The organism is Limnospira sp. (assembly GCF_051859755.1).
GTDB lineage: Bacteria > Cyanobacteriota > Cyanobacteriia > Cyanobacteriales > Microcoleaceae > Limnospira > Limnospira fusiformis.
In genome coordinates, this window is record NZ_JBIMLI010000274.1 from 1 (window position 1) to 2,729 (window position 2,729).

Genomic DNA, 2,729 nt, shown 5'->3' on the forward strand with positions numbered 1-2,729 from the left:
TCTTAAAATGGGATTGACCTTGAGTCTCCTGCCTTGCTCCTCATTGCAATTGGAGCGTTGGAACATATAAACAGTTAAGGGATGACTGGGTTGATTCAGTCTATCTCCCTCTAGGAGGTTATTTCAGGCATTGCAGCCCTATTTCACTCCTAAACGTTTCGCACCTTAGTTTTAAGTATGGCGATCGCTTATCGGTTGCACCATCTGGCTGCTGATATCCATTGAAACCAAGTTTTAGCTAGTGCCGTTTCTGGATATACTCGAATCTTCTTTGATAGCAGACTTGTACTTTCGGAGTCCATAGAGCCGGCAACTGAAGACATGGACGATGGCAAGGATGGCGGGTAGGGAATTGATGTCACCATCTCATCCCCTCCTAAGAACCGGACTTGACACTTTCGCATCATCCGGCTCAAGGCTTTAGCTTATCAGAATGTGAGCCTGTGTGTATATGTAAATGACAGGCTTTATGTACGTGGACGAGGTTTGATTCTTGATCCGTCCCCCCCATCTTTCACTCTGATTAAGTGATGGGTGTGTAGTTCTTCTCCGTTGAACAGATTTTCACCGCATACTGGACATTTCTATTTCTGGTTTTCAGCCACTTTGTAATACTTCGAGTCTTTATCCCATCGGGTCTTCCCTGTTGAGGTTTATCGCTGTTCCCAGTATTTGGCTAGGGCGGGATTGTCTGGGGATGAGGTATCCTTTACTTTGACGTGGCGTTTAATCGGCGTTTGAGAGATTTTAACCACCGATTCGGTTTGGGAATTTCCACGCCTGTCCTTTACCTCTGCCGCGAATATCCATTGCCTCCTTACCTTGGTGCGGAAGTATTTGTTCTTAACCCATTCTTTCCCTTTTGTTGGATGCCTCCTGACTGCCCATGCCCACAACATCTTGTGAACCATATGGTCAACATAGGAGAACACCGCTTTACTGACACCCGTTCTGTAGTAGTTTGCCCATCCGATTAATTGTTGGTTGATATTTGGTATTACTACGTCCTGGGGAAGTGATTTGTTGGCTTTGAGCCAATCTCGTAACTTTTGAAGGAAAGCTCGCATTCTTTTTTCTTTTTGAGGTTTGATGAGAAGCTTGCCTTTGTACTGACGTAGATTAAACCCAAGGAAATTAACCCCTTGTGCTATCTGGGTGATAGAGGTCTTTTCTTTATTTAGAGTCAGTCCCCTTTTGCTCAACCATTCTTCGATGATGGGTACCACGGCTTTGATATCTTCCTCACATCTAGCAGTAATGATGAAGTCATCTGCATAGCGACTGTAACCGTACATCGGTGACTTCACTCTTTCCTGTTGCCCCTGGCGATTGCCACTCTTCCTAACTTGGATGGTTATTTTCTGATACTTTTTGAGAAGTTCGTCTAATCCATCTAGGGCAATGTTTGCTAATAGTGGGCTTATTATACCGCCTTGGGGTGTTCCGCTTTCTGTTGCGTTGAATATCTCTGCCTCAACATATCCTGCTTTCAGCCATTGTTTGATTATCTCTCTACCTGGTAAATTACCTACGGCTTTGAGTATGAATTCATGGTTTATGTTGTCAAAAGCCCCTTTAATATCCGCGTCTAGCACCCATGTGTCCTTTCCTCCTTGAAGTCGGAGGAAGCATTGATCGATAGCGTCATGGGCGCTTCTCCCCGGTCGAAAGCCATAGGAATTGGCTTCAAACCTAGCCTCGAAATGCGGTTCATAGGAATTCTTGACTACTGCTTGTCGAACTCGGTCTTTAATTGTGGGAATTCCGAGCGGTCTCCTTTTTCCGTTTGCTTTTGGTATATACACTCTCCTAGTTGGCGAAGCCTTCCCGGGTGTGTATTTTGTCATTTCCCCGACCAGTTTCACCCTTTCCTGATGGGTTAGAGCCGTCTGTTTATCAATCCCAGCCGTGCTTTTTCCCTGGTTTTCTTGGGTTACTCGTCTTACTGACAGTAGCAGGTTGGAGTAACTGCGTATCATGAGTTTCATAAGGCTTTTGACCTTTTTCCACTCACCGTTCTGAGTTGCTCGATAAATTCTCTGTCTTAGTTTCCTAACATTCTTCTTTATGGACTTCCAATTGATGTCCGCCCATTCCAAAGCTTGTTCCTTGACTCCAATACCATTGCTGGTTCCATCTTTCATCTCGGTTGGGATTCCTCACAAATGTTTATCGTTTAAGACCAGTTGGAAGTCTGCCATCTTTCGATGTGAGGCAAATCTTGAACCCCTATTCTCTGCATTACACAGGGACATTCGCTTTTTCCAACCTCCTATACCCTCTGAGTTATTCATCTTCCTTACGGTTGATTTACTCATTCGACCTTTGAGAACTCATAGGGTTTACCGTGTTTCGTGCGTAGAACCTTCGTTCCAGTTGGGTTCCTCCTATGCTCCGACAGAGGCTTTGTCCTTCCGTAATCAGCGAAGACATCTGATTACCCCTCTGCTCACCTTTTGGTTAATGTGTATCAGCCTTATTTCACATTTAAATGGATAACGGAGCTTGGGGAGATTCACTTTCGTTAACCCTTCTGGGACTTTCCCTTGCCTCTTATACCTCTTTTAGGCTGGAAGTATATTAGGCTTCTGTGCCTTGCATTATGCCAATTTCATTACTTATAGCATTAGTCAAGGTGGTTAGGACGCAGTGTTGAGAACGGAATCCATGGCATCATGGAGAGAATCAAACTGCTCAATACAATGGCGAATGCGGGCTTTCAACCACGA

The 2,729-nt window shown here is 44.7% G+C and carries 1 protein-coding gene and 1 pseudogene; both read right to left on the bottom strand.

The genetic code is table 11. The features are described 5' to 3' along the window. Positions 1-234: 234 nt before the first annotated feature. Positions 235-339: pseudogene (locus ACTIE0_RS23750) on the bottom strand (IS607 family transposase); the annotation flags it as partial. Positions 340-653: 314 nt separating this feature from the next. Next, positions 654-2,144, bottom strand: a complete 1,491-nt coding sequence (ltrA, locus tag ACTIE0_RS23755; RefSeq protein ID WP_006670079.1) for a group II intron reverse transcriptase/maturase — start codon at positions 2,142-2,144, stop codon at positions 654-656. Between the last annotated feature and the right edge of the window lie 585 nt (positions 2,145-2,729).

Excerpts from the sequence above, each read along its gene's own strand:
- ltrA (WP_006670079.1), bottom strand. The coding sequence starts at position 2,144 with ATGAAAGATGGAACCAGCAATGGTATTGGAGTCAAGGAACAAGCTTTG.